We start from the raw sequence: 24,569 nt of genomic DNA on the forward strand, positions 1-24,569 counted from the left end.
CCGAATCGAGGTGGGATAAATGCCTGAAATGCATATAGAAAAAGCAGCTGTGCAAAAGCAAGCAACTGTCCTTTTGGGAGCGAAGGCAAAGAAAAAAATATGGATGGGTTTTATTATTCTCCTGACCTGTGCCATTGCTCTTTTATTTCTAGGTCCTTATCTGTATCTTCTGCTGACTTCCTTAAAGCCTTCAGCTGAAGCGGTAAGTGCTCCGCCATCCTTCTGGCCAAGCCGATTTTCATTTGAAAACTATGAGAATATGGTGGATACACTTCCGATTGGAAAATACTTTTTGAACAGTCTGGTAACGGCGGGGGCGAGCATGCTGGTCAGTGTTTTTTTAGGAGCCATGGCTGCCTACGGACTGACCCGCTTCTCCTCAGCAGCAGGCGGCTATTTTTTGTTATTTACACTGCTGATCAGAATGGTGCCTATGATCAGCATTGCGATTCCTATTTATATGATTGTGAAAGATACAGGCCTGATCGACACGCAGCTTGCTTTAATTCTTGTGTACACGGCCATTAATGTGCCATTCGCCATTTGGCTTTTGATGGGGTTTTTTGATTCCATTCCAAAGGAATACGACGAGGCTGCCAGAGTCGACGGCTGCGGATGGTTCGGCTGCTTTATCAGGGTCATTCTGCCTGTATCTCTTCCAGGGCTCGCTGCGACAGCCATTTTCACCTTCATGCTCGCCTGGAATGACTTTCTGTTGTCCCTGCTGATTACCAGTACAAACGCGAAAACAGCAACTGTCGGAATATCTGAATTTTTGACAGCTTACAATCTGGATTTGGGACCGATGACGGCGGCAGCTGTTTCATTCAGCCTTCCGGTTATGATCTTCTCCTTTTTTGTACAGCGGTATATTGTGAGCGGGATGACGCTTGGGGCTGTGAAGGAATAGCTGGATAAGAAGATTTTAAGCATTTTGTAGGATAAATGAGATGCAGAAAGAATAGGTAATATAATGACAACGAACCAGGGTGAAAACGATGAAAATGCTGATACGCATGCCGAACTATTCGATCAAGCAAAAAATTATGCTCCTGGCCCTATTCTCTGCGCTCATTCCGCTTTTAGTTATTGGACCATTCACCTTTTTGTATTTTAATAAAATTGTAGAAAACAAAGTCAGTACATCTGTTACAAATCTCCTCGATATTACCGATTGGAATATCAATATGTTTGCCGGGGATCTGGAGGATATATCAAATATCATTTTCCTTTCAAATGACATTGAAGGGTATTTGACCTACCGCAGGCAGGATGCACGGCTGTACCAGCTTGAAACCTTGTCCCGAAACACCCTCAACAGCATAACGGTTGTCAATAAACCCTATATCAATTCCATATTCATTGGAAACAGATATCACAGCTTTGTCAAAGTCAACAGAGGAGAAGCCAATTTAGCTGGTGACAGGTACAAATTACTTAGGGAATCAGAAATATTCCCCAAGCTGATGAACAGTGCCTGGGAAGGGAAATGGTTCTACGAAACTGACACCGGACTGACAGGCAATAAAGAAACGCCATTGCTATTTGGCAGAGTGATCCGCGATCTCAGTACAAACGAGCCGCTCGGGGTGCTGTTAATCAGCATTAACCATCAGGTTTTTCAAAACATGTTTAATGATATCCAGTTCCCCGGCAGCATTGTTATTTATGATGGAAGGTCGCAAGTCTATACAAAAGGGAGCAAAAAGGTAGTTGAGGATCCTCTCTTAATTAAAAGAATAGAAGATTCTCATGTGAAAGGGGCAGATACTGCCGTAATCCAGGGGAAAAAATATATTGTCAATTACCATACTAACAAAAAAACCGGATGGAAAATTGTCAGTATGATCCCTTATCAGAACCTTGTTAAAGAAATTGACCAAGTTCGGGCAGTGGTCATCTCCTTATTGGCTGGCTCACTATTAATCTCATTAACGATTGCGGTTTTTATCTCAAGAAGGATTACACGTGAGCTTGGCTTACTGAGACAGGTAACAGAGAGAATGGAGAGAAGGCACCCCATCCAGGGGATTTTATTTAATACTAATGGAGAGATAGGAAAGATCGGCAGCCGCTTTGTAGAGCTCTACAACCGAAACAACGAACTTTCTGAAAAGCTGTTCCTCTCAGAGGTCAAGGAAAAGGAAGCGGAGCTAAAAGCACTTCAGAGCCATATCAATCCTCACTTTCTGTATAACACCTTAAATTCAATTTATTGGATGGCTGAGAAATCCAATGCGAAAGCCATTGCTAAAATGGCCATTAGTCTGTCAAAAATTTTCAGGCTTACCTTAAATGATGGGAACCCCATTACAACCGTTCAAAATGAACTGACACAGGTTGAAAGCTACCTGCAAATTCAAAACATTCGTTTTGACCAAAAAATTAACTATCAATTTCTAATCGATGAAGAGATCCTGCAGGAGAAAATTATTAAACTGCTTCTGCAGCCAATTGTAGAAAACGCCGCATACCACGGGCTTGAGCCTGAAAACGGGAGAGGACACATTTTAATTGAAGGGATAAAAAGAGGAGATCAGCTTATATTTTTCATATCAGATGATGGAAAAGGGTTTGATACAAAAAGCAAGCAAAAGAAAGGCTATGGTCTTCGAAATATAGATGAACGATTAAAATTAAAATACGGAAACCAGTTCGGACTTTCCATTGTCAGTGAACCAAATAAAGGAACAACAGTTATTTTAAAAGCAGGTCTTCACAAATGAGCAGGATAAAGGAGACAGCTGTATGTACACATTATTCATTGCAGATGATGAAAAAATTGTGATTGATGGTTTGACGCAAGCCATCGATTGGAACAAGCACGAAATAAATATTGTCGGAACAGCGCTGAATGGAAGCTGCGCTCTAAGTCAGATAAAGGACAAACACCCTGATATTGTGCTTGCTGACATTCGCATGCCCGGATTGTCCGGACTCGAATTGATCAGGGAAGCAAAAAAGGAAAATTTGAACACGGAATTTATCATTATCAGCGGGTATTCTGAATTCAGTTACGCTAAAGAAGCTCTTGAACTGGAGGCTGTTGATTACTTGGTAAAACCGATTGAAGCCGGTGATATTGTTTATTCAGTCAAAAAGGCAATTGGGAAGCTGGAGAAAAGAAGAGATAATAAACAATTAGACCTAAAGCTTGCCCGCTATGAGCGGGAATCAGAGAAGCAAAAACTTCAGGAAATCATGCTTGGCAATATACCATTTCACCATAAAATAAGCCTCCAAGAATACACGCCATATTATATTTTGGCTGGGCATACGATAGGAGAAGCTGATGAGCGGGAATCCCGTCTTTTGGAGATAGAGGAATGCCTTTATCAGAAGGGGAATGCCCTTTTCTTTTCAATAGGTGATGGCAAATTTGCTATGCTGCTGAAGGACAGTGATCCTATTTTTGAATACGCTACTGTGGGGATTAGCCAGCTGTACACTTCAGCCGAGAATATTCACACAGCTTATTTGGAAGCGAAAGAAGCATTAGAAGTAGGGGTTTTCAGCGGGAGATCTGCAGTGAAATATGAAGAGATCCGAATAGAGGAGACAAAGGACGAAAGAAAAATCAGCCGGAAAATCGAAGCGTTTTTCGACAAACCAATACAGAATTTCTTTAAGGAAACAATGACGCTGATTAATGAAGTGATTGATGAATTCTATTCTTCTAATATTTCCCCTCAAAGATCCAAGTATCTTTGCTTTAAGCTGGCCTCGCAATTTAGAAGAAAACTGTCTGATTACTTTGAGGGACAGCTGACTGGAGAAGAAGAGTATATCCTTTATAACAAAGTTGCCTCACTCCAATCCCTGAAGGAAGCAAAAGCATGGCTTTGCCAGCTTGTAGAAGAAGCAGAAGATTATTCAAAGCAAAACAAAGTTTCTTATAATGAAAAGCTTATATTGGAAATCAAGGAGTATTTAAAAGAGCATTACCATGAGCCCATCGTTCTTGAAGAGCTCGGGAAAACTTTCTGCAAAAGCCCCGCTTACCTTTGTGCCCTTTTCTCTAAATCAGCTGGAACTACTATTTTTGAATATATTACTTCTATTCGAATGAAGGAAGCGAAAAAGTTATTGCGGACCACAAACTATAAAGTAACCCAAATAGGTGTTATGTCAGGCTACAATCATTCAAAATATTTTAACCAAGTATTTAAAAAGAACGAAGGAATAACGCCAAGCCAGTACCGGACCCGTCATTATCAATAAGAAGGCCTGCCTGTGGAAAAGGGAGACTTAGCTTCAAGGGGCAGAATGGATGCGTTCTGATATGAAGTCAGACGCACGCGTTGACATATCGGCAAAAACCGATTAGTATTAACCCTATGAAAAATCAAGTTGAAATTTTTAAAGCATTGGCTAATGAAACAAGACTGGATATTTTAAAATGGCTGAAAGAGCCTGAAAAGCATTTCGACAAACCGTCTGCCCACTTATCCAAAAACATAGATGAAAAAGGCGGTGTCTGCGTAGGAGATATCCGGGAGAAGGCGAACCTGTCACAGTCCACCATCTCTCAATTTTGTTCCATGATGCAAAAGGCAGGACTCCTGCAATCAGAACGCCACGGAAAGTGGACGTACTACCGCAGAGATGAAGAAGCCATTCAAAAGCTTTCTGAATTTCTCGGTAAAGAGCTGTAAAACCATCTGCTGGTTTTTAGATAGATGGTTTTTTTATTTTCAAATGTATCGATATTTCGCGATATATAAATATGAAAGGAAGTGCAGCATGAAGATTATCATTTATCTCATACCCGTTATTGCCGGAATGTCGCTAAGCATTGAAGGCGCCATTTACGGTGAACTCGGAAAAACGATCGGGAAAATGGAAAGCAGCTTTTATAACTTTTTTGCCGGAACGATTATTATCGGACTCATTTGGCTCTTTTTTGGAAAAGGAAACCTTGGCTATACATTGAAGGCGCCAAAGTGGACGCTCCTTGGAGGACTCCTCGGCACCATTTATTTAACTGTTCTTGTCATCAGCATTCCTTTAGTCGGCGTCGGCCTGTCAATGGTCACAGTCATCATCGGGCAAATGGTGATGAGCATGGTCATCGAGCATTTCGGCTGGCTTGGAAGCGAGCCGGTGAAAATCAATAAAGAAAAAGTGACTGCTGTTCTGTTAATGGGACTGGCTTTAGCTTTTATCTTCTAGGAGGGACGTCACAATGGGATCTGCCATGATCATTTTCACACTGCTGGGCGGTGTGCTGCTCAGCGCCCAATCATCCATTAACGGCAAGTTCAGCCAAAAAGCAGGAACGATTGAAAGCACACTGCTGACCTTCTTCACAGGAATGCTGTTTCTAGCATTGCTCATCCTCTTTTTCGGGCAGGGAGACATCCTGAAAATTTTAGAAGTGCCGAAATGGCAGCTCAGTGCTGTCCTGTTCGGAGTCAGCTATTTATTTTTAACGATTCTGGCCGTACCAAGAATCGGAGTCACAGCAGCAAACATATCCACCGTCATCGGCCAGCTTGCTGCCAGCATGATCATCGACCACTTCGGCCTGTTCGGCGGCATGCAGATCAACTTTGGATATAAGCGCTGGATTGCACTTGTCCTGATGCTGCTTGCCCTGTACTTTGTATTTAAAGGGAAAAAGAAGCAGTCGCGTCAATAATGGGAGAGCCTCTTTTGCAGGGGCTCTTTGTTTTAAATCGGCAAGCTTTTGAATATATCAGCGAACTCATCAATATACCGGCGACCTCTTTCTCGGCAGGGGGAATCCGGCACTTTTGTTAACTAAAAGCCGTGTTTGAATGTCGTACACGACGTTACTTTATGAACCTGGTTTCTCCAGATGGTTCCATTATCCCGAAATTAACAGCAGCTAAATTCAGGAATGGATATACCGCCCAAGCAGGTAAAATTGCACATTTAAGAATCCTTCAATCTGTTATAATTGTAATGTATACGCTTACAAAGACTAGTAGAATTGGGGGAATCTTCATGATGAGTTATCTGCAAAGAATGGGCCGCTCGCTGATGCTGCCTGTTGCTGTGCTTCCGGTTGCCGCTATTTTGATGGGGCTTGGGCACTGGATTGATCCTTCCGGATGGGGTGCTGGGAATGTTTATGCCGCTTTCCTGATAAAAGCAGGCGGCTCTATTTTGGATCATATTCCGATTTTATTTGCTGTTGGAATTGCGCTTGGTATGGCCAAGGAGCGTGACGGGGCTGCTGCGCTCAGCGGGCTTGTGGCTTTTTTGGTTATCACCACACTGCTTTCAAGTGATTCTGTAGCATTGCTACAAGGTGTGTCAGATCCGGCAAAAGTGAATCCTGCTTTTGGAAAGATTGATAATGCATTTATTGGAATTATTTCCGGTCTTATTGCTTCTGTTATGTATAACCGCTTCAGCCATGTGAAGCTGATTGATGCGCTTGCCTTTTTCAGCGGGAAGCGGCTTGCGCCGATTATGTCGGCTGCAGCGATGCTTGTTGTTTCACTTATTTTCCTATTTGTATGGCCTGTTGTGTATTCAGGGCTTGTTTCGTTTGGAACGGCCATTTCAAGCCTGGGCTTTGTCGGCGCAGGGATATATGGATTTTTTAACCGTCTCCTTATCCCGCTCGGTTTGCATCATGCACTGAATGCAGTATTCTGGTTTGATGTGGCCGGCATTAATGATATCGGCAATTTCTGGGCTGGCAAAGGAACAAAGGGCATTACAGGGATGTACCAGGCAGGCTTTTTCCCTGTCATGATGTTTGGTCTTCCGGCAGCAGGCCTTGCCATTTACCATGCTGCGAAAGCGAACCGCAAGAAAGAGATTGCCTCGCTTATGCTTGCAGCGGGCGTTGCTGCCTTTGTAACAGGTGTAACAGAGCCGCTGGAATTTGCTTTTATGTTTGCAGCACCGCCGCTGTTTTTGCTGCATGCTGTTTTAACTGGTCTTTCGCTTGCGATCGCCTCCTTTTTCCATTGGACGGCAGGGTTCAGCTTCAGTGCCGGCTTGATTGACTTTTTGCTGAGCTTAAAGCTTCCGCTTGTGAATATGCCGTTTATGCTGATGGTGCAGGGCTTGGTTTTTGCAGTGATTTATTACACGCTGTTCCGTTTCATGATCAGCAAATTCAACCTCATGACACCTGGCCGTGAAGATGACAGCATTGCTGCCGGCGATGGAATCATCGCAGGCAGGGAAGTGGCAGCGGGAAATGCTGTTGCGAAGAAAGACAAATTTTCAGCAATGGCTGGTGAAATTTATCAAGGGCTTGGCGGTAACGCAAACGTTGTGTCCATTGACAACTGTGTGACACGCCTTCGCATTGAAGTAAAAGATATGAACGCAGTGGACCAGGCAAGAATTAAAGCAACAGGCGTGCCTGGCATCAACATTGTAGGGCCGCGCAATATCCAGGTGATTGTCGGAACGTCCGTCCAGTTTGTAGCAGATGAAATGATTAAAATCAGAAGCATATCTTAAGAATCAAGGGAAGCCAAGCGGCTTCCCTTTTTCGTTCCCGTTAAAGGGATACTGCCCAAACAGATCGTTTTCTCCTGCATATCTTATCAGCAGACGCCAGTACCGAAATCATTTTGCCGGGAGGAAAAACATGGATCCGAAAGTAACGATCATTATTCCCTTTTACAATTGCTCCTATGTGGATCAGGCAATTGAGAGCGCCTTAAGCCAGACCTATCCTAATATTGAAATTATTGTTGTAGATGATGGTTCTTTTTTGTACAGAAATAAAATCAATCCTTATTTGAAAAAGATTAAGCTGATCCGCAAGCAGAACGGCGGTACCGCGACAGCCTTAAATGAAGGGCTCAAAGCAGCACAGGGAGAGTATATTGCCTGGCTGAGCTCAGATGATCTTTATTTGCCGGACAGAATCAAGCAGCAGATGGCCTTCATGCAAAAAAATAATATCGACGCGAGCTTCAGCAATTATGCCTGCATTGATGAGAAGGGCAGCATAACAACGCCATGGAGCGGACCTCGGCTCACTGCCCAGCATGAAGTGCCGAAAACGCTCGCTATTTATAACCTGATCAACGGCTGCACCATTCTTTTTAAAAAGAGCATTTTTACGAAGTACGGCTACTTTAACCCGGTTTTCCGGTACACACAGGATTATGAAATGTGGATGAGGCTCATAACAAGCGGACTGAAAATCTATTATTATGATGATGCACTTACTCATTTCAGACAGCATGACTTATCAGGTACAAAAAAGCATGCCATTGAAATGGCGCATGAAATTAATTTAATTGAAGCCTACTACAGACCGAAGCTGATTGAGCTGATTTTCACCAAGCTTTCCGCTGATCAGTAAAAAAGGAGCCTCAGGGGCTCCTTTTCTAATTTTCCCCTTTAGCTTTTTCTTCTAAATCCTCTTCTGCTTCTTTTACTTCGTTTGGGAACAAATGAATCACAAGGGCAACCGGCAGCAAATATCCGATGAAGGCCTGCATAGAGGCGAAAAGCCGCGCAATTCCAAAAGGGGTAATATCGCCAAACCCGACGGAAAGATTCGTGACAAGACTGAAATAAAGGCACTTCCCAATCAGGTCGAACATGCTGAGCGATTGGTGCGGCAAGTAATGCTCTTTTAAATTTCCGGTTCCAGTAAGTTCAAGAATAAGATATATGGCTGAAAACAGAACAATAAGGGTTAAATAAATAACGCTGAACAGAAAAAAGGCCGTCATGGTTTTATGTTTATGGATGATCGGAAACATAATCACAGTTCCTTTCCGTTGAAAAGATAGTGGATTAATACCCGTTTTAGCGGACAACACACACTTACTTATATAAGCAAAAAGAACTACTTATGGTTATATTGACCTATTTATCTATCTGCTCTATAATTGTAATAAAATAACAAACTGCAAAAGGCAAATCCGCTGAAAGGCGGGGACGCAAAGCTAAAGGGGCTAAAATCGTTGATTATGCCAGCCAGCTGCCGGTAAAAATGAAAAGCGGAGATCTGCTTTTTTTACATAAACCCTGCGCTGGTTCTGGAATCTTAATAAGGCGAGGGTTTAAACATGGGGTTATTCATCGGGGTAATTGCGGGAATCTGTTTTACCGTATTGTTTATGGAATGGCGGCATGAGAAGGCAAGGAAAAAGCTCGTTTTGCAGGAGCAGGTATTCAAGCTGGCCGAAAAGGCAAGAGATATCATTTATTACTGTGAGGTAAAGCCTGAATTAAAATATCATTATATAAGCCCTGCACTGGATTACTTTTTGGGTGAGGGAAGTGTGGCGGAAGCCTATCAAAATGCCTATTCGGCATTTGACCGCATCCATCCGCATGATTATGAGATCCTTTCAAACAAAGTAGAGGGAAGCATTGATTACATAAAGCCGATTATGCAGCGCTGGCGAGACAGCAGCGGCAACTATAAATGGTTTGAAGAATATACCCTGCCAATATACGAAAAAGGGGAACTTAAGGCGCTTCAAGGTATTATCCGCAATGTAGATGCAAGGAGAGAGGTGGAAAACCATCTCATCCAGCGCATTTACCAGGACGGGCTGACAGGGGTTTTTAACAGAGTTTATTTTGAAGAGCAGATAGAAAAGTACGGAAAATACCAGGATGTTCCCCTTTCATTAATCCTGCTCGATCTTGATGATTTAAAAGTGTGGAATGACCAATACGGCCATGCAGCAGGTGACAAGCTGCTGAAGAAAACTGCAAAAGCGCTGAAAAGCTTTGAAAACAGCACCATGTCGATTTCCCGAATTGGCGGAGATGAGTTTGTCATTCTTGCGGAAAACACTGGGCGCCAGGAAGCCGAGAAGCTTCTGGCCGGAATTCAGGAGAAGCTGAAAGAGGATGGCAGCCATATTGCTTTCTCGGCAGGAATCGCCTCCTGCTGCAGCTCTAAAGGAGAAATGGAGCGGCTTTTTGAAAAAGCTGATAAAAACATGTATGAAAACAAAAGAAGCAAAAAGAATGGAATGAAGCTCTAATGAGAGGGTTCATTCTTTTTTTAAGATTAGAATATATAAATTTACTTAGATCGCTGATTTTCAGAAGTTGGCCAGCTCCAGCCGCTAGCCCGATCTGAGTCGCTTCGAAAAATCCCAAAAAGTCTAAGACCGGACTTTTCGGGATTTTCCTCCAGCGCTTTTCGGGGCTGAACGAGCGGCTTGCGCTTTTCTATTAAAAGTATATTATTCTACTAGAATGTCCTTGTAAAAGCAACGGTAATATCTGATATAATAGGAAAATAGAGGACGAGTAAGACTGAAGCCTTTTTTATAAAATTAAAATAGTCTTAAAGACCCAACTTTAGTATACTAAAGAAAACAGCAGTAAAGGAGAATGTTATGCGGCAAGCAAGACAGCTTAGGATCGTAATCTTCGTCGCAGGATTAGCATTAGCAGCACTCGTTTCAGCCATATTGTTTTTTGCAAATAATGTTTTAAAAGATATGCAGAAAAAACCTGCTGTTCAAACCAAAGTGGCCATTCTTACTTCAGATGTGATTGAAGATCAAAGCTGGGGAAGTCTTGCTTACAAGGGGAAATTAAAAATCGAGAGACAGTTTCCTGCTGATGCAAAGGTTGACAGCCAGCTTGGAACAGAGGAACAGCAGGTATCAGCTGCAAAAAAAGATATTGATCAGGGCTATCAAATCCTGATTGGCCACGGAAGAGAATTTTCCGGGGTATTTGCCAAGCTGGCACCTGATTATCCGAAAATAAAGTTTATTACCATCCACGGCGAGGCGAAATATCCAAATCAGACGGTGTACACGTATGATCAGGGTGACGTGGAGTATTTTGCTGCGCTTGCTGCCGTCATGAAGACGAAAACGGGAAAAATCGGCTTGATTGATGCTTCAGAAAGCAGGGCGAAAAATCCGGAGTTTGAAGCGGCCATCAAACATTACAGGCCTGGAACAAGATTTTATTATAGGGTAGTGAACAGCAGGGATGATGGAAAGCGGGCGGTTGAGCTTTTGGAAGAGCTCAAAGCCAAAGGGGTTGATGTGGTGTATTCAAAGGGCAACGGGTATAACCGGGATGTGATTGAATACGCCAAGCATCACAGCATGTACGTGATTGGCTATCTTGACGATCAGGCCTATATGGGGAAAGAAGCCATATTAACAAGTGTGACAAATGATGTTCCGCAAATTTATACCGCTATTATGAAGGACTATTACGGTGAAAAGGGCATTTCCTCTGGAAGGGTTATGCTGAAGGAAGAAGACGGTGTCTATGGACTCTCGCCTTTTGGTCCTATGTTCACGGAGAAAGAGAAACGGTATATTGAGAAAGAAATGGCAAGATACAAAAAGGGAGAATTATCTTTCTAGCTAAGCAGGTGATGCAATGTTTAAAACTGTCGGAAATATGTCATTCAGAAGCAAAATTCTTTTGGTCCTGCTTTCCATCACCTTTTTGCTCAGTATTTTTTCCCTTATTCTTGTACATTCCATTTCTGAGGTTAATCAAGTCAGCGGAAAGATGAAAGAGGAACGAATTCCAGAGCTTGTCTGGTATTCTCATTGGAATGAAGAACTCAGGCTGCAGTCTTATCTGGCCAGACAGTTTGTCAAATCCGGGGAAAGCCTGGATTTTCTGCAGCAATACAAAGCCCTTGCTGAAAGCGATCAGCCTGTACCGGCCGAAGGAAAAGGAAGACTTCCAGCGTCACTGGAAGAATTGAATACGAACATCGAGCTTCTGGATTTCGAAATTAAGAATAATGTGAGCGGCCTGATTTACTATGGGGATGATGAGGCAGCAAGAAAATATATTCAGGACGAATATCTTCCAAAGCTCAGAAAGCTGCAGGAAGAAATCGGGGCGGGCAGAAGCAGTACACTTTCCAATCTTCAGGATGATGCGGAGAAATTTCCGCCGATCATCAGAAAATCACTTTGGCTCCTTCTCCTATTAACATTAGTTGCCCTTATTGTTTCGCTCTATTCCTCTTACAGAATCAGTGCCAGCCTTTCAAGGCCAATTGAACTAATGGCTGAGAAAGTAGATCAAATAGCGGGCGGGCAGTACGGACGGACGCTTCCTGAATTTCTGCAGCCCGAGCTTAGCCAGCTGTCTTTATCCATAAATAAAATGTCTCGGAGGCTGAAGGAATCCTTCGAGTTCATTCTTGCGGATAAAAAATTCAGAGAGCAGATATTAAATTCCCTTCCTGTCGGAATCATTATTTACAGTGATGATGCAGAGGAATACACCTTAAACACGTCAGCTGAAAAGCTTCTGCATACGAATGCACAAAATCTGGAAAGACAAAAAGAAAGCGAGATGGAAAATCAGCCGTTCTGGGATCTTCTTTTTTCAAAGGAAATCTGCCAAAACAGGAAGGTTGCTTTCTGCACGCCGGGTAAAAGGATGAAGCTGCTCACCTCCCAGTCCCAGCTTGTCGGAGATGATCAGCAGGTAATCGGAAGAATTTTTTACTTTATTGACATCACAGAGACGGACTCTCTTGAAAGCCGGATGCATCAATCCGAAAAGCTTGCATTAGTCGGACAAATTGCAGCAGGGGCAGCACATGAAATCCGAAACCCGCTTGCCGTTATACACGGGTTTTTATCATTGATGAAAAACTCTTTTTCAAAAGAAGAAAATGAGAAGTACCACATGGAATTGCTGATGAAAGAGCTGGAACGGATCAATTCGATTATTGAAGAAATGCTTCTGACCGCAAAGCCCGGTGCTCCCATCATAAATGAGCATTACCTGGAGGATATCATTCAGGAAATACTGCCGCTGATCAGGCAGACGCATGATACAGAAGTAATTCAGTTTACGATTGATTTGGAGCGGGCACCGCTTCATATGGATTCTAAGCAAATCAAGCAGGTGTTTCACAATTTAATCCGCAATAGTGTGGAATCAATTAATGGGAAAGGCACTGTTTCTATTTCTTCCAGCATCAAAGATAACAGCTATCATATATACTTTCGGGATAACGGCCCGGGAATTCCGCTAAACATCCAGCAAACTATTTTCGAGCCTTTCTCAACCTCCAAAGAAAAAGGAACAGGCCTTGGCCTTACAATCGTCAAAGGGATCATTGAAAATCACGGCGGCAGCATTTCCCTCATTTCTTCTTCAGAAGAAGGAACGGTCTTTTTAATTTCGCTGCCGCTGAGATAGAGCTTTGGAAGATCAGAATGCTGCATTCTGGTCTTTTTATGTGGGGTGGAATATGCAAGGGCAGGGATCCGCACATAAAAGAGTTGACCTGCACATAAAGCCAGGAACCCGCCAATAAACGCCTGGACCTGCAAGAAACGAAGAAGACCAGCATGTAAATTTTCAAAACCTGCAAATAAAAATCCAAAAGCCGCATATAGAATCTTCTAACCGGCATATAAACCTCTATATTCAGCTATTTTCTTTAATGAAGTAAAGCGAAAATGATGCAAACGGAACAAATAGCTTTCGTTTTTGCTCAATATTCTCCTAAAACACTGTGAACGGGGCAGAAATCAGCCAGCACGGCTATTTTTTCGCATGCGGCTGCTCTTCTGCTATGAAAAAGCGAGCATAAACTTTATACAAATAAGGTGATGCCGTCAAGGATTTTCCCTATTAAATGCAACACTGTAATATTATTCAAAAAATTCATACAAATGATCTAGACGAAAGCGGCCCTTTTGGTTACAATGATTTCAGAATATTATATTTATTCAAACATATTGAAAGAAAGGAGATATTTTACAAGAAAGTAAAAATGCTCTTATTCTATCAATACAGGGGGAAATTTAATGAAAAAGAGAAAAACGGCAGGCATCATTTTATCTTTGGCAGTCACGGCCAGTCTGATGGCCGGGTGCAGCAGTTCAACATCCGGTTCTGGAGGAGATACGATCAAAATCGGTGCTAATCTTGAGCTTTCAGGGGGCGTTGCCTCATATGGACAATCTATTTCGGAGGGCCTGAAGCTTGCGCTTGAAGAAATCAATAAAAAAGGGATTGACGGCAAAAAGCTTGAGCTTGTATCAGTTGATAACAAGTCAGATGCTTCTGAGGCAACGAGCGGCGCCTTAAAGCTTGCCACTCAGGATAAAGTGGCAGCGATTATCGGAGCAGCTACAAGTACGAATACCATTGCGCAGGTACAGATTGCCAATGACCAAAAAGTACCGCTGATTACCCCGACAGGAACAAACCCTGCTATCACTGTTAAAGATGGCAAAGTGAATGATTATGTTTTCCGCACATGCTTCATTGACCCGTTCCAGGGCACAGTAGCAGCAAACTTTGCTTCCAATACATTGAAGGTAAAAACCGCGGCTGTATTTATTGACAGCTCCAGTGATTATGCAAAGGGTCTGGCAAGTGCTTTTAAAGAATCCTTTACGAAAAATGGCGGCTCTATTGTTTCTGAAGAAGCTTATGTGGCAAAGGATACAGATTTCCATTCTACATTGACACGCATCAGATCCAAAAACCCTGAGTTCATTTTCCTTCCTGGATACTATGAAGAAGTTGGCCTGATTGTGAAGCAAGCCCGTGAAATTGGACTGAAGATGCCGATAATGGGCGGAGACGGCTGGGATTCTCCGAAGCTTACGGAAATTGCCGGTGCTGTTCCGCTGAACAACACGTTCATTACAAACCATTATTCTTCAGGTGACAGCGATCCGAAAATCCAGGCTTTTGTCAAAGCCTACCAAACAAAATACAGCAGCAAATCTCCAGACGCATTCGCAGCTCTGGGCTATGATACAGCTTACTACCTTGCTGATGCCATTAAGCGCGCAGGCTCTGCAGATCCCAAGAAAATCAAAGAGGCGCTTGCATCAACGAAAGATCTTCAGCTGATCTCAGGAAAATTGACGCTTGATAAAAATCATGACCCGGTTAAATCTGCTTCCATTCTTGAGTACAAGGAAGGCAAACAGGAATTCAATTCAAAGGTAAATCCATAAAAGGGCATCGGATGGGGGGCAATGCCCCCCCATTCTTATTGAGAAGAGGGGGGTTACTTTAGTGGAAATTATTCAGCAGCTTGTTAACGGAATTTCTCTCGGCAGCATATATGCTCTGATAGCCCTCGGCTATACAATGGTATACGGAATCGTCAAGCTGATTAACTTTGCGCATGGAGATGTATTTATGATAGGGGCGTTTGCCGGCTTTTACTCCATATCGGTTCTGCATATCGGGTTTTTCCCGGCCCTTTTAATCGCCATGGCCTTTTGTGCACTGTTTGGAGTGCTTATTGAACGGATTGCGTACAAGCCTCTGCGGAACGCCACAAGAATCGCCGCGCTTATAACAGCGATCGGCGTATCGCTTTTTATCGAGTACGGGACTATTTATATCAGGGGAGCGCAGCCTGAAGCTTATCCTAAAGATGTGCTTCCGGCAAGCGAACTTCATTTTGGCAGCATTACAATCAGCAGCCAGTCGCTGATGATTCTCGGTGTATCGCTTGTCCTGATGGCGATTCTTCAATTTATTGTGCACAGGACTAAAATCGGGAAAGCGATGCGGGCTGTTTCACATGATACGGAAGCTGCAAAGCTTATGGGAATCAATGTAGACAGAACAATTTCAGCAACATTTGCGATCGGTTCCGCATTAGCGGGAGCAGCAGGGGTCATCTTTGGCACCTATTACACGAAAATCGAGCCGCTTATGGGGATTATTCCTGGACTGAAGGCATTTGTTGCCGCCGTTCTTGGCGGGATCGGAATTATTCCCGGGGCAATGGCAGGCGGGCTTGTGCTTGGGATTGTCGAGGCGCTTGTCAGTGCATCAGGCTTCTCGCTGTGGCGCGACGGTGCAGCATTTATTATCCTTATTTTAATTTTAATTTTCCGTCCGTCCGGTTTATTCGGAAAAAATGTGAGAGAAAAAGTATAAAGGAGGCAGTCTTATGCCAGCTCTTAAACGGGCAAAAGGCTTCTGGCTCTGGATCGCAGCAGCTGTCGTCTTTTTTGTTATCAGCCAGGTGATTATCAGCTCAGGGATGCTGAACTCATTTTTAGTCAATATCCTGTTAACGATCGGCATCAATGTTATTTTGGCTGTCAGCCTTCATTTGATCATCGGCATTACAGGTCAATTCTCCATCGGACATGCGGGCTTCCTTGCAGTCGGGGCCTATGCCTCAGCAGTCGCAACGATGAAGCTCGGCATGCCTCTTCCGGTGGCGCTGCTTGCAGGCGGGATTGTTGCAGCCATTGCGGGACTGATTATCGGGCTTCCGAGCCTCAGGCTGAAAGGGGATTATTTGGCGATTGCTACCCTCGGGTTTGGCGAAATTGTCCGGATCGTCTTTTTGAACACAGATTATGTCGGCGGAGCAAGCGGCATGCAGGTCACTCATCTGACTGACTGGCCGTGGGTGTTCGGGTGCGTAATTCTTTGTATCATCGTCATTGCAAACTTTACAAATTCCACTCATGGACGCGCCTGCATTGCAATCAGGGAAAATGAAATTGCAGCAGATGCAATGGGCATCAATACAACCTATTACAAGGTGGCCGCTTTTATGATCGGATCTTTTTTTGCCGGCATAGCAGGAGGCTTGTTTGCTCACAACTTTTATATTATTCAGCCGACGAATTTCGGATTTTTAAAGTCATTTGATATTTTGATTTTCGTTGTGCTTGGCGGTCTTGGAAGCATGTCCGGCGCTGTGATCGCAGCTGTGCTGCTCACGATCATTTCCGCTTTCCTTCAGGAGTATCCGGAAACACGGATGATTATTTACAGCCTTGTGCTGATTGTCATGATGCTCTACCGTCCGCAGGGTCTGATGGGAACGAGAGAAATCACTTCTTTCTTTAAAAAACAAAAACAGCCGGGAGGAGTGAAATCTGATGGCAGCAAACACACCGTTGCTTAAAGTAGATAAGGCTGGCATCCGCTTTGGAGGCTTGAAGGCTGTCTCAGAGGTGAACCTGGAAATCCGCGAAAATGAGCTGGTCGGTCTGATTGGACCGAACGGGGCAGGCAAAACCACCTTCTTTAACCTGCTGACAGGAGTTTATGTTCCAACGGAGGGCAGCATCCAGCTGAACGGCGAAAAGCTGAATGGCCTTGCGCCTTATCAGATCACACGGAAGGGCATCAGCAGAACCTTTCAGAACATCCGCCTTTTTGGAGAACTGTCTGTTCTTGATAATGTGAAGGTTGCCTGCCATACCCAGTCAAGCCACAGGATGCTGCAGTCCATTTTCCGTTTGCCGGCTCATTTTTCTGGTGAAAAAGAAATGGAAGAAAAAGCCCTCCACTACCTATCCATTTTCGGCCTTGAGCAATACCGGCATGAAAAAGCGAAAAACCTTCCATACGGCCAGCAGCGCAGGCTTGAAATTGCGCGGGCCCTTGCAGCAGGGCCGAAGCTATTGCTGCTTGATGAACCTGCTGCAGGAATGAACAATAAAGAAACAGAGGCACTGATGAACCTGATTGGCTTTATCCGCGAAAAATTCAGCCTTGCCATTCTTTTGATTGAGCATGATATGCCGCTCGTTATGGGAGTTTGCGAAAGAATTTACGTTCTTGACCATGGCCTCTTGATCGCAGACGGAGCGCCTTCAGAAATCAGAAACAATCCGAAGGTGATTGAAGCCTATCTAGGGGAGGAGGTCTCATAATGCTTCACATCCAGGACCTGAATGTCTACTATGGCAGCATACATGCTTTGAAAGGCGTTTCGCTTGAAGTGAATCAGGGGGAAATCGTGACGCTGATTGGAGCGAATGGAGCCGGAAAAAGCACCCTGCTGAAAACGATATCCGGCTTAATCAAGCCGAAGCAAGGGAAAATTCTCTATGAGGAACAGTCGATCGGAGGGAAGCAGGCGCAATGGATCGTCAAAAAGGGAATCTCTCACGTACCTGAAGGCAGAAGGGTTTTTGCCAACATGTCTGTAGAAGAAAACCTTGAGCTTGGCGCCTTTTTAAGAAAAGATAAAAAAGGAATTAAAAATGATTTTGAAAGAGTGTATCATCTTTTCCCGCGCCTGCTTGAACGGAAAAAACAGCATGCGGGAACCCTCTCAGGAGGAGAGCAGCAAATGCTTGCAATGGGAAGGGCGCTGATGGCAGAACCGCGGCTCCTTATTTTAGATGAGCCTTCAATGGGCTTGGCGCCGCTTTTGGTTCAGACGATCTTCCGTATCATTAAAGAGATAAACGAAACAGGCACTACCATTCTCCTCGTTGAGCAGAATGCCAATATGGCGCTTTCGGTTGCTGAAAGGGCATATGTGCTGGAAACAGGAAAAGTAGTGCTTTCAGGATCTCCTGATGAGCTTTACACAAGTGACGAAATCAAAATGGCCTATCTTGGCGGCCATTGAACTATAGCCAGTCTGTCCGCTGCGGCAGGTTGGCTTTTTTATATGCTGAAAAGAGTTATCAACAGAACATAAGCCGATGTGGATAAGTCTGTGTATAAAAAATGCTTCATTGGTGAGGTATCCACCAATTTATTAACAATATTCACAGTCTTGTGGATAAGTTATCAACAGATCATGCTCTGTTTTCCTCATGGAATTCATGAATTTCGTATGAACCGAATGCCTTTTCCTTCATAATGGGATCGTTTAGCAGGAGTGCTGCAGCCTGGCCGATATTTTCGCTGCTATAAATAAAAAAGGCTTTGTCGTTTCCTGCAAAAGGACCGCAAATCTTCAGAGAACCCTGTCTTTTAAGCTTCTCTACGTAATTTTCATGAGATTGTATCACCTCTGGGGTAAGCTCTGAGCCGTCTTTGTCTCTTAGAAAAATTAAAAACTGCTTCATCTTATTTCTCCTCCTTCATCGAATATATGTTCGCATTTAATTATAAAACATTCGGGTATCTTGTCAATATAGGTCGAGAGACATCTTTTAATTGGTATAGACAACTAGTTAGAAGCGGTGATACACTTAAAATAGGATCATAAAGAAGGGAAGTTGATGGCTGGACATGCTGCTAATAAAAAATGTAACGGTGCATGCAGAAGAAGAAACCATACCGAACGGCTATGTGCTAATTGATGGAGAAAGAATTGCGGAAACAGGCAGGGAATGGAAAAAAGATGTTTCTGGATTGAGAGTCCTGGAGTTCACTGGAAAAGAGCAGCTCATTCCCGGCATGATTGATCTCCACATTCACGGAGCAGGCGGGGCAGATGTGATGGATACAGGAAAAGAAGCGCTTGATACGATGACAAGCCTTCTTCCGGAAGAAGGCACAACCAGCTTTCTTGCCACAACCATGACAGGCTCAAAAGAGAATATTGAAAAAGCGATCCAAAATGCAGGCGAGTACATGCGGGTGCATGGGAAGCCTGGCAGTGCCGAAGTGCTGGGCATCCATTTGGAGGGGCCCTTTTTATCTCCGAAAAGAGCAGGTGCTCAGCATCCGGGGCATATTATAGAGCCTGATACAGAACTGTTTAAAAGGTGGCAGGAGCTCTCAAGGAACGCGATTCGCCTTGTTACGCTTGCACCTGAAAGGCCGGGCGGACTTGAGCTTGCGGCTTATTTAAAAAGGAACGGCGTAACAGCGTCCATTGGCCATTCTGACGCCAATCATGAGGAAGTGCTGGCAGGAGTAGAGGCTGGGATCACTCATGCGACTCATTTGTATAACGGGATGAGCCCGCTTCATCACAGAGAGCCGGGAGTTGTCGGCAGTGTGCTTCTGGATGACCGCATCACTGCAGAAATGATTGTGGATGGCGTTCATATCTCTCCTCCGATGGTGAAGCTTGCCTACAGGAATAAAGGCTGCGAAAAGGTTGTGCTCATTACAGATGCGATGAGAGCAAAGTGCCTGAGCAACGGAACATATGACCTCGGCGGGCAGGATGTTGATGTGAAAGACGGAAAAGCTACCTTAAAAGACGGAACCCTAGCCGGAAGCATTTTGCGCATGAGGGATGCGGCAAGCAATATGATGGCTTTTGCTGGCTGTACAATAGAAGATATTATTCAAATGACAGCGGTGAATCCTGCCAGGCAAATCGGTGCGTACAGCAGGAAAGGGAGCATCAGAAGCGGAAAGGATGCGGATCTTGTTGTGTTAGACAGCGATCACAATATTCTTTTAACCATCTGCAGGGGGAAAATTTCTTTTCAGAAAGAAGGGGATGGCCATGCGGCTGATTGAAGCAGCAGATTACCAGGATATGAGCCGGAAAGCGGCAGCTTTTATCGAAGCAGCTATTGCGGAAAAGCCTGATCTTATTTTAGGACTGGCAACAGGGGGAACAGTAACCGGAACATATGAACAGCTGATCCGCGATTTTCGCAGCGGAAAAGTAACGTTTCAGAGAGCGGCAAGCTTTAACTTGGATGAGTATGAAGGAATGCAAAAAGAAGATCGTAACAGCTACCATTATTATATGGAGGAGAATTTTTTCAAGCACGTGGATTTTCAAAAGGGAAAAAATCATCTTCCAGACGGCATGGCACAGGACATGGAGGAAGCGTGCAGGGAATATGACAGACTGATGGAGGAATACGGAGGGATTGACCTGCAGCTGCTTGGCATTGGGGAAAATGGACATATCGGCTTTAATGAACCAGGCACAGCGTTTGAAACGAAAACGCACCTTGTCCGGTTAACCCCGTCAACCAAAGCAGCGAATGCCCGGTATTTTAACTCAGCCGAAGAAGTGCCAGACCGGGCGGTAACAATGGGGATTGCCTCCATTTTGAAAAGCAGGCAGATTCTCCTGCTTGCTTCTGGAATGAAAAAAGCCGATATTCTGCAAAAGCTCGCTGATGAAGAGGTGACGGAAGACATTCCCGCAACTGTTCTGAAGCAGCATTCCAATGTCGTCATCATCGCTGACAAGGATGCCCTGTCCAAACTCACAAAGGAACAGAAAAAGGTACTTGGCCATGATTAATAAGGAATCTCCCCTTCCGATCTACTATCAGCTTGAGGAAGGAATCAAAAAACAAATTGAAGATGGTGTGCTTCACCCTGGTGACACGCTGCCATCTGAAAGAGAATACTCAGAAATCTATTCTATCAGCAGAATGACTGTGCGGCAGGCTATCAGCAACCTTGTCACAGAAGGCTTTCTAGAGAGAAAGCGCGGAAAAGGAACCTTTATTGCTCAGAAAAAATTCAAGCAAAACTTAAAAGGCCTGACCAGTTTTACGGAAGAAATGAAAAAACGGGGTCTCGAACCAGAGACCATTATGATCCATTTTAATAAAATCCCAGCCTCTATTACATTGGCCGGGAAACTCGAAATTGAAGCAGGAACACAAGTATTTGAAATAAAGCGCATCCGGCTTGCGGACGGAACGCCAATGGCCTATGAATCGCTCTATGTGCCGGCACACCTTTTGCCTGAACTTACGATAGAGCTTGCAAAAAGCTCTATCTATGACTATGCAGAAAGTATGGCAGGCCTTGAAATCGGCCAGGCCGTTCAGGAGCTTGAAGCTGTTACAGCAAAAAAACGAGAGGCAGCCATGCTGGAAGTGAAAGAGGGCTCACCCATCCTCTGCATTATGAGGAAAACCCGGCTAAAAGACGGCACAGTATTTGAAGTTGTGGATTCCTATTATAGAGCAGACCGGTATAAGTTTGCGGTGGAGATGGAGCGGTAGGAGTTAATGGAGGAGGCGGTTTTAAACTGCCGGGTCACCAGGAAAAAGTGCTCGATATATTTGAAATTTCGCCGATATCTGGTTTGGATCCGCCGATAAGAGTCAGCCATCCGCCGATATCGGCAGGCAGTCACAGGTACTGCAGCTAGAAAAGTGAAAAAAGCTGCACTTCATACAAGAACTTACCCCAAAAACCGGCTCTTAGTTAATAGAAGAGCCGGTTTCAAACTGCCTAAATGCAAGTTCGCCAATATCAGCAGCCCATCTCTATACCAGCACATATTGCACTTAAGTTTTAAGCTATGTTAAAGAAGAAATCCGATTTTTCAGCACCTGTTGATTGGAGTGGCAGGCGGGAGACTCCTGCGGGAGCAGCGGGACAGGTGAGACCTAAGGAGGCGCGAAGCGGCGGGGAGGCTCAAGCGGCCCGCCCCGCGGAAAGCGGACGACTGCAACGGAAATCAACAGCCAAATTTAAGAGAGCCAAAATAAAAAAGCCTGACTTAACCGTCAGGCTTTCTGCACCTTATCGCTTACTGCGGGTTTGGCGCTGGTTTGCTGCTTTAGAGCGGGCTTGAGCCTGCATGTCGTTTTTGTCGGCAAGCTCAGTGGAGAATTCTTCATAAACACCGTCAGTTTCCTTCTTCAGGTTTTTTGGAACCTGTGGCAAAGAACCTTTGTTTTTGTCTCTTGTGTGCTGTTTATGTCCTCTTCCCATCGCAAAGCCCCCCTTAAAAGTTGAACGTAATGTTCTTTTATAGGATGGCTTTTATCAGGGGAGAGTATGATGGCAGTTAGTGTCTTTTATCCTTATATCCTCCAGCTCTGTCAGCTCTTTTAAATTCTTTTTGGTATGTAACCTTCTGGGCGTTCGAAAGGGTGTTTTTGCCACCGTGTTTTTTGTCAGCCATTAAGCATCCCTCCTTTACATATTTAGTTTCGTCAGGAGGCAGCTATTCCATACCGCCGGGCTGGCCATTTAGCATACAAAAAAGCCTGCTCGTTTCAGAGCAGGCTTGCACTTATGCTTCTTTGAGATGATGCTCTTCCGTTTCAGCTGTATGGGCACAGCGGACGGCATCAAAGGTGTAAAGGTCCTTAGGAATTTCAAACAGGTTGTAGATATCCTGGCCTTCGTTGATTTGTTCCAATAGAGCAGCTCTTGTCTCGTTTGAGTTAATGACGTAAGGCAGCTTTTCCGCTGCTTTCGTGGAGCGGATGTTCACTTTGCGGATGCGCATGAAAATGGTGTGAACGTCCAGTTCATAGAACAGTTCGTTGAAGAACGCATCTTTAGCTAGCTTGTTGTAGCCCTTGCCGTGGTAATCCTTGCCGATCCAGGTGCCGAGAAAGCCGGCCCCTTCCTGAATATCAAAGAGACTGATTGTGCCAATTGGAGAGCCCCATTCGTCAAGAATGGTACGTGAGATCAATTCACCGCGCTCTTCCGCTTCAATCGTTTGCTTTGTTAAAAACAGGTACTCTTCAATTGATGAGGCTTTATGACGAACAAACGGGAAGACATCCGGGTGCTGCATGAGTTCGTAAAGCGCGTAGCTGTCGTGAATGTCACGTTTCTTAAGCATAATACTCTCCCTCCAATTGAGGGCAGAAGTATGCTAAATAAGCCCCCACCCTCGAAATTTTTTATTGTAGCTCCAAAAAATTTCGGGGTGGGAATCGAACCCACTAGAACCAGTCACACTGGTGGCGCACCATTTGCCTTCCCATAACGATATATGGTCAATTCAGTTGTCACTGCAGACGAAAAACTTCATGCTTTTCATACGTATCATACTCGAAAAAAAGAAAAAAGGAAACAACTTTTTTATGGTTTTTTTTAACTTTATTAATTGATTTTCAGCCTGTTTTTTTGACCCCAATTTTCGTCTGAAAAAACGGGAATTCCGTCAATCATTGTGAGCTGCGGTTTCGCCATATAGTAGAAGGGATGATGGCTCCAGAGCACTAAATCTGCGTCTTTTCCAACCTCAAGACTGCCTACCCGGTCGTCAAGCTTCAGGTTCCTCGCAGGATTAATTGTAATGCCTTCTATTGCTTTTTGCTCATCAAGTCCTTCTCTGACCGCAAGCGCTGCCACGATGTTTAAGTACTGAATAGGGGTATAAGGATGATCCGTAGTAATTGATACTTCCACACCTTGATCGGAGAGAGCTTTATAGGTCTGCCAGCTCTTGTTTCTCAGCTCAACCTTTGACCTTCTTGTTAAAGTCGGACCGACGCTGACCTTGGCATTTTTCCCGGCAAATTCTTCTGCGATCAAATGGCCTTCTGTGCAGTGCTCAATCCGGTAGTCCAGATTAAACTCCTCCGCAAACCGGATGGCTGATAAAATATCGTCTGCACGATGAGCGTGGATGCGGACAGGAATTTCCCTGTTCAGCGCGCGCTTAATCGGCAGGGAGCGGAAGTCATCTTTTTCATCGCAAAAGCGGGCTTTGAAAAAAGCTTCGCGGAGCATCCCCATAATACCCATTCTGGTAATGGATTCTTTGTTCCCATTGCTGTGAATGCGCTTCGGATTTTCTCCAAGCGCGATTTTCAGTCCTGCTGTTTCCTGGATGAGCATATTCGAAATGTTTTTCCCCCAGGTTTTAATGACAGATGTAGTGCCCCCTATGACATTCGCGCTTCCCGGCATAATGTGGACAGTCGTAATGCCGTGCGAAACGGCGTCGCGGAAGCCATGGTCTTGCGGATGCACGCTGTCAAATGCCCTTATATGAGGTGTCAGCGGCTCAATCGTTTCATTTGCATCATTGCCGGCCCAGCCTGTTCCTTCATCATATAAACCGAGATGAGTGTGAACATCAATAAATCCAGGGAATAAAAACTGGTCATCACATTCAATCACAACAGCTTGTTCAGATGCAGCGATGTTTTTGCCTATAGCTGCGATTTTTCCATTTTTCACAAGAAGATCGCTGGCATAAAGCGGGTTGTCTGTTATCGGAAAAATGGTAGCATTTTTAAATAAAATTTCATTCATGTGAG

At 44.3% G+C, this 24,569-nt stretch carries 25 protein-coding genes and 1 riboswitch; of the genes, 19 read left to right on the forward strand and 6 right to left on the reverse strand.

Annotated elements, in window-relative coordinates:
• Positions 1-19 precede the first annotated feature (19 nt).
• The 8 genes from LRR81_RS19065 to LRR81_RS19100 all read left to right on the forward strand — a co-directional run bounded on the left by LRR81_RS19065 (position 20) and on the right by LRR81_RS19100 (position 8,308).
• The gene (locus LRR81_RS19065; protein WP_231790999.1) at positions 20-910 is read left to right on the forward strand and encodes a carbohydrate ABC transporter permease; all 891 of its coding nucleotides are present in this window, start codon (positions 20-22) and stop codon (positions 908-910) included.
• 88 nt (positions 911-998) lie between these two features.
• Positions 999-2,726, forward strand: coding sequence for a cache domain-containing sensor histidine kinase (locus tag LRR81_RS19070; RefSeq protein WP_231791000.1), 1,728 nt, complete (start codon positions 999-1,001; stop codon positions 2,724-2,726).
• Between the two features lie 22 nt (positions 2,727-2,748).
• Positions 2,749-4,221, forward strand: coding sequence for a response regulator (locus tag LRR81_RS19075; protein ID WP_231791001.1), 1,473 nt, complete (start codon positions 2,749-2,751; stop codon positions 4,219-4,221).
• Positions 4,222-4,337: 116 nt separating this feature from the next.
• On the forward strand, positions 4,338-4,655 hold the full coding sequence (locus LRR81_RS19080) for an ArsR/SmtB family transcription factor (RefSeq protein ID WP_231791002.1): 318 nt from the start codon (positions 4,338-4,340) through the stop codon (positions 4,653-4,655).
• A gap of 88 nt (positions 4,656-4,743) precedes the next feature.
• A complete protein-coding gene (locus LRR81_RS19085) occupies positions 4,744-5,172 on the forward strand; it encodes a DMT family transporter (RefSeq protein ID WP_231791003.1) in 429 nt (142 codons plus the stop codon).
• A gap of 13 nt (positions 5,173-5,185) precedes the next feature.
• On the forward strand, positions 5,186-5,641 hold the full coding sequence (locus LRR81_RS19090) for a DMT family transporter (RefSeq protein WP_231791004.1): 456 nt from the start codon (positions 5,186-5,188) through the stop codon (positions 5,639-5,641).
• Between the two features lie 329 nt (positions 5,642-5,970).
• Entirely contained in the window at positions 5,971-7,452 is a 1,482-nt protein-coding gene (nagE, locus tag LRR81_RS19095; RefSeq protein ID WP_231791005.1) for an N-acetylglucosamine-specific PTS transporter subunit IIBC, read from the forward strand.
• A 130-nt stretch (positions 7,453-7,582) separates the two neighbouring features.
• Positions 7,583-8,308 (forward strand): glycosyltransferase, encoded by a 726-nt coding sequence (locus tag LRR81_RS19100; RefSeq protein WP_231791006.1) that lies wholly within the window; start codon positions 7,583-7,585, stop codon positions 8,306-8,308.
• 25 nt (positions 8,309-8,333) lie between these two features.
• Here LRR81_RS19100 and LRR81_RS19105 read toward each other — a convergent pair whose 3' ends face one another.
• A complete protein-coding gene (locus LRR81_RS19105) occupies positions 8,334-8,714 on the reverse strand; it encodes an ion channel (protein WP_231791007.1) in 381 nt (126 codons plus the stop codon).
• 145 nt (positions 8,715-8,859) lie between these two features.
• A riboswitch (cyclic di-GMP riboswitch) is annotated at positions 8,860-8,943 on the forward strand.
• Between the two features lie 80 nt (positions 8,944-9,023).
• Between LRR81_RS19105 and LRR81_RS19110 the strand changes: the two genes are divergently transcribed.
• From LRR81_RS19110 to LRR81_RS19145, 8 genes are all read left to right on the forward strand, one after another.
• The gene (locus LRR81_RS19110; protein WP_231791008.1) at positions 9,024-9,956 is read left to right on the forward strand and encodes a sensor domain-containing diguanylate cyclase; all 933 of its coding nucleotides are present in this window, start codon (positions 9,024-9,026) and stop codon (positions 9,954-9,956) included.
• A 360-nt stretch (positions 9,957-10,316) separates the two neighbouring features.
• Complete coding sequence (locus LRR81_RS19115; protein ID WP_231791009.1) at positions 10,317-11,312, forward strand: BMP family ABC transporter substrate-binding protein; 996 nt, start codon at positions 10,317-10,319, stop codon at positions 11,310-11,312.
• 16 nt (positions 11,313-11,328) lie between these two features.
• Positions 11,329-13,125: a sensor histidine kinase gene (locus LRR81_RS19120; protein ID WP_231791010.1), complete on the forward strand. Its 1,797-nt coding sequence runs from the start codon at positions 11,329-11,331 to the stop codon at positions 13,123-13,125.
• 614 nt (positions 13,126-13,739) lie between these two features.
• Positions 13,740-14,906: an ABC transporter substrate-binding protein gene (locus LRR81_RS19125; protein ID WP_231791011.1), complete on the forward strand. Its 1,167-nt coding sequence runs from the start codon at positions 13,740-13,742 to the stop codon at positions 14,904-14,906.
• Positions 14,907-14,967: 61 nt separating this feature from the next.
• The gene (locus LRR81_RS19130; RefSeq protein ID WP_231791012.1) at positions 14,968-15,846 is read left to right on the forward strand and encodes a branched-chain amino acid ABC transporter permease; all 879 of its coding nucleotides are present in this window, start codon (positions 14,968-14,970) and stop codon (positions 15,844-15,846) included.
• Positions 15,847-15,859: 13 nt separating this feature from the next.
• Positions 15,860-16,834, forward strand: a complete 975-nt coding sequence (locus LRR81_RS19135; protein ID WP_231791013.1) for a branched-chain amino acid ABC transporter permease — start codon at positions 15,860-15,862, stop codon at positions 16,832-16,834.
• The gene (locus LRR81_RS19140; RefSeq protein ID WP_231791014.1) at positions 16,809-17,588 is read left to right on the forward strand and encodes an ABC transporter ATP-binding protein; all 780 of its coding nucleotides are present in this window, start codon (positions 16,809-16,811) and stop codon (positions 17,586-17,588) included. The genes LRR81_RS19135 and LRR81_RS19140 overlap by 26 nt, the downstream gene beginning before the upstream one ends.
• The gene (locus tag LRR81_RS19145; protein WP_231791015.1) at positions 17,588-18,295 is read left to right on the forward strand and encodes an ABC transporter ATP-binding protein; all 708 of its coding nucleotides are present in this window, start codon (positions 17,588-17,590) and stop codon (positions 18,293-18,295) included. Before LRR81_RS19140 ends, LRR81_RS19145 begins: the two co-directional genes overlap by 1 nt.
• 172 nt (positions 18,296-18,467) lie before the next feature.
• On the opposite strand, the gene LRR81_RS19150 is transcribed toward LRR81_RS19145, so the two are convergent.
• Positions 18,468-18,740 (reverse strand): YciI family protein, encoded by a 273-nt coding sequence (locus tag LRR81_RS19150; protein WP_231791016.1) that lies wholly within the window; start codon positions 18,738-18,740, stop codon positions 18,468-18,470.
• A 160-nt stretch (positions 18,741-18,900) separates the two neighbouring features.
• Between LRR81_RS19150 and nagA the strand changes: the two genes are divergently transcribed.
• The 3 genes from nagA to LRR81_RS19165 are packed head-to-tail and all read left to right on the forward strand — an operon-like array spanning position 18,901 to position 21,554.
• Positions 18,901-20,094 (forward strand): N-acetylglucosamine-6-phosphate deacetylase, encoded by a 1,194-nt coding sequence (gene nagA / locus LRR81_RS19155; RefSeq protein WP_231791059.1) that lies wholly within the window; start codon positions 18,901-18,903, stop codon positions 20,092-20,094.
• Positions 20,081-20,839 carry a glucosamine-6-phosphate deaminase gene (gene nagB / locus LRR81_RS19160; protein WP_231791017.1) on the forward strand — a complete coding sequence of 253 codons (759 nt, stop codon included), beginning with the start codon at positions 20,081-20,083 and terminating at the stop codon, positions 20,837-20,839. Before nagA ends, nagB begins: the two co-directional genes overlap by 14 nt.
• The gene (locus LRR81_RS19165; RefSeq protein WP_231791018.1) at positions 20,832-21,554 is read left to right on the forward strand and encodes a GntR family transcriptional regulator; all 723 of its coding nucleotides are present in this window, start codon (positions 20,832-20,834) and stop codon (positions 21,552-21,554) included. The genes nagB and LRR81_RS19165 overlap by 8 nt, the downstream gene beginning before the upstream one ends.
• Positions 21,555-22,080: 526 nt before the next feature.
• Here LRR81_RS19165 and LRR81_RS19170 read toward each other — a convergent pair.
• From LRR81_RS19170 to LRR81_RS19185, 4 genes are all read right to left on the reverse strand, one after another.
• Positions 22,081-22,272 (reverse strand): YfhD family protein, encoded by a 192-nt coding sequence (locus tag LRR81_RS19170; RefSeq protein WP_231791019.1) that lies wholly within the window; start codon positions 22,270-22,272, stop codon positions 22,081-22,083.
• A 76-nt stretch (positions 22,273-22,348) separates the two neighbouring features.
• On the reverse strand, positions 22,349-22,465 hold the full coding sequence (locus LRR81_RS19175; protein WP_231791020.1) for a YfhE family protein: 117 nt from the start codon (positions 22,463-22,465) through the stop codon (positions 22,349-22,351).
• Positions 22,466-22,576: 111 nt separating this feature from the next.
• Positions 22,577-23,140 carry a GNAT family N-acetyltransferase gene (locus LRR81_RS19180; protein WP_231791021.1) on the reverse strand — a complete coding sequence of 188 codons (564 nt, stop codon included), beginning with the start codon at positions 23,138-23,140 and terminating at the stop codon, positions 22,577-22,579.
• A 263-nt stretch (positions 23,141-23,403) separates the two neighbouring features.
• Positions 23,404-24,564, reverse strand: coding sequence for an amidohydrolase (locus tag LRR81_RS19185; RefSeq protein ID WP_231791022.1), 1,161 nt, complete (start codon positions 24,562-24,564; stop codon positions 23,404-23,406).
• Positions 24,565-24,569 lie beyond the last annotated feature (5 nt).

This window comes from Metabacillus kandeliae, assembly GCF_021166585.1.
Taxonomy (GTDB): domain Bacteria; phylum Bacillota; class Bacilli; order Bacillales; family Bacillaceae; genus Metabacillus_B; species Metabacillus_B kandeliae.

What these genes read in the sequence shown, in the direction of transcription:
- LRR81_RS19065 (WP_231790999.1), top strand. Translation starts at nt 20, where the DNA reads ATGCCTGAAATGCATATAGAAAAAGCAGCTGTGCAAAAGCAAGCAACT.
- LRR81_RS19070 (WP_231791000.1), top strand. Translation starts at nt 999, where the DNA reads ATGAAAATGCTGATACGCATGCCGAACTATTCGATCAAGCAAAAAATT.
- LRR81_RS19075 (WP_231791001.1), top strand. Translation starts at nt 2,749, where the DNA reads ATGTACACATTATTCATTGCAGATGATGAAAAAATTGTGATTGATGGT.
- LRR81_RS19080 (WP_231791002.1), top strand. Translation starts at nt 4,338, where the DNA reads ATGAAAAATCAAGTTGAAATTTTTAAAGCATTGGCTAATGAAACAAGA.
- LRR81_RS19085 (WP_231791003.1), top strand. Translation starts at nt 4,744, where the DNA reads ATGAAGATTATCATTTATCTCATACCCGTTATTGCCGGAATGTCGCTA.
- LRR81_RS19090 (WP_231791004.1), top strand. Translation starts at nt 5,186, where the DNA reads ATGGGATCTGCCATGATCATTTTCACACTGCTGGGCGGTGTGCTGCTC.
- nagE (WP_231791005.1), top strand. Translation starts at nt 5,971, where the DNA reads ATGATGAGTTATCTGCAAAGAATGGGCCGCTCGCTGATGCTGCCTGTT.
- LRR81_RS19100 (WP_231791006.1), top strand. Translation starts at nt 7,583, where the DNA reads ATGGATCCGAAAGTAACGATCATTATTCCCTTTTACAATTGCTCCTAT.
- LRR81_RS19105 (WP_231791007.1), bottom strand. Translation starts at nt 8,714, where the DNA reads ATGTTTCCGATCATCCATAAACATAAAACCATGACGGCCTTTTTTCTG.
- LRR81_RS19110 (WP_231791008.1), top strand. Translation starts at nt 9,024, where the DNA reads ATGGGGTTATTCATCGGGGTAATTGCGGGAATCTGTTTTACCGTATTG.
- LRR81_RS19115 (WP_231791009.1), top strand. Translation starts at nt 10,317, where the DNA reads ATGCGGCAAGCAAGACAGCTTAGGATCGTAATCTTCGTCGCAGGATTA.
- LRR81_RS19120 (WP_231791010.1), top strand. Translation starts at nt 11,329, where the DNA reads ATGTTTAAAACTGTCGGAAATATGTCATTCAGAAGCAAAATTCTTTTG.
- LRR81_RS19125 (WP_231791011.1), top strand. Translation starts at nt 13,740, where the DNA reads ATGAAAAAGAGAAAAACGGCAGGCATCATTTTATCTTTGGCAGTCACG.
- LRR81_RS19135 (WP_231791013.1), top strand. Translation starts at nt 15,860, where the DNA reads ATGCCAGCTCTTAAACGGGCAAAAGGCTTCTGGCTCTGGATCGCAGCA.
- LRR81_RS19140 (WP_231791014.1), top strand. Translation starts at nt 16,809, where the DNA reads ATGGCAGCAAACACACCGTTGCTTAAAGTAGATAAGGCTGGCATCCGC.
- LRR81_RS19145 (WP_231791015.1), top strand. Translation starts at nt 17,588, where the DNA reads ATGCTTCACATCCAGGACCTGAATGTCTACTATGGCAGCATACATGCT.
- LRR81_RS19150 (WP_231791016.1), bottom strand. Translation starts at nt 18,740, where the DNA reads ATGAAGCAGTTTTTAATTTTTCTAAGAGACAAAGACGGCTCAGAGCTT.
- nagB (WP_231791017.1), top strand. Translation starts at nt 20,081, where the DNA reads ATGCGGCTGATTGAAGCAGCAGATTACCAGGATATGAGCCGGAAAGCG.
- LRR81_RS19165 (WP_231791018.1), top strand. Translation starts at nt 20,832, where the DNA reads ATGATTAATAAGGAATCTCCCCTTCCGATCTACTATCAGCTTGAGGAA.
- LRR81_RS19170 (WP_231791019.1), bottom strand. Translation starts at nt 22,272, where the DNA reads ATGGGAAGAGGACATAAACAGCACACAAGAGACAAAAACAAAGGTTCT.
- LRR81_RS19175 (WP_231791020.1), bottom strand. Translation starts at nt 22,465, where the DNA reads ATGGCTGACAAAAAACACGGTGGCAAAAACACCCTTTCGAACGCCCAG.
- LRR81_RS19180 (WP_231791021.1), bottom strand. Translation starts at nt 23,140, where the DNA reads ATGCTTAAGAAACGTGACATTCACGACAGCTACGCGCTTTACGAACTC.
- LRR81_RS19185 (WP_231791022.1), bottom strand. Translation starts at nt 24,564, where the DNA reads ATGAATGAAATTTTATTTAAAAATGCTACCATTTTTCCGATAACAGAC.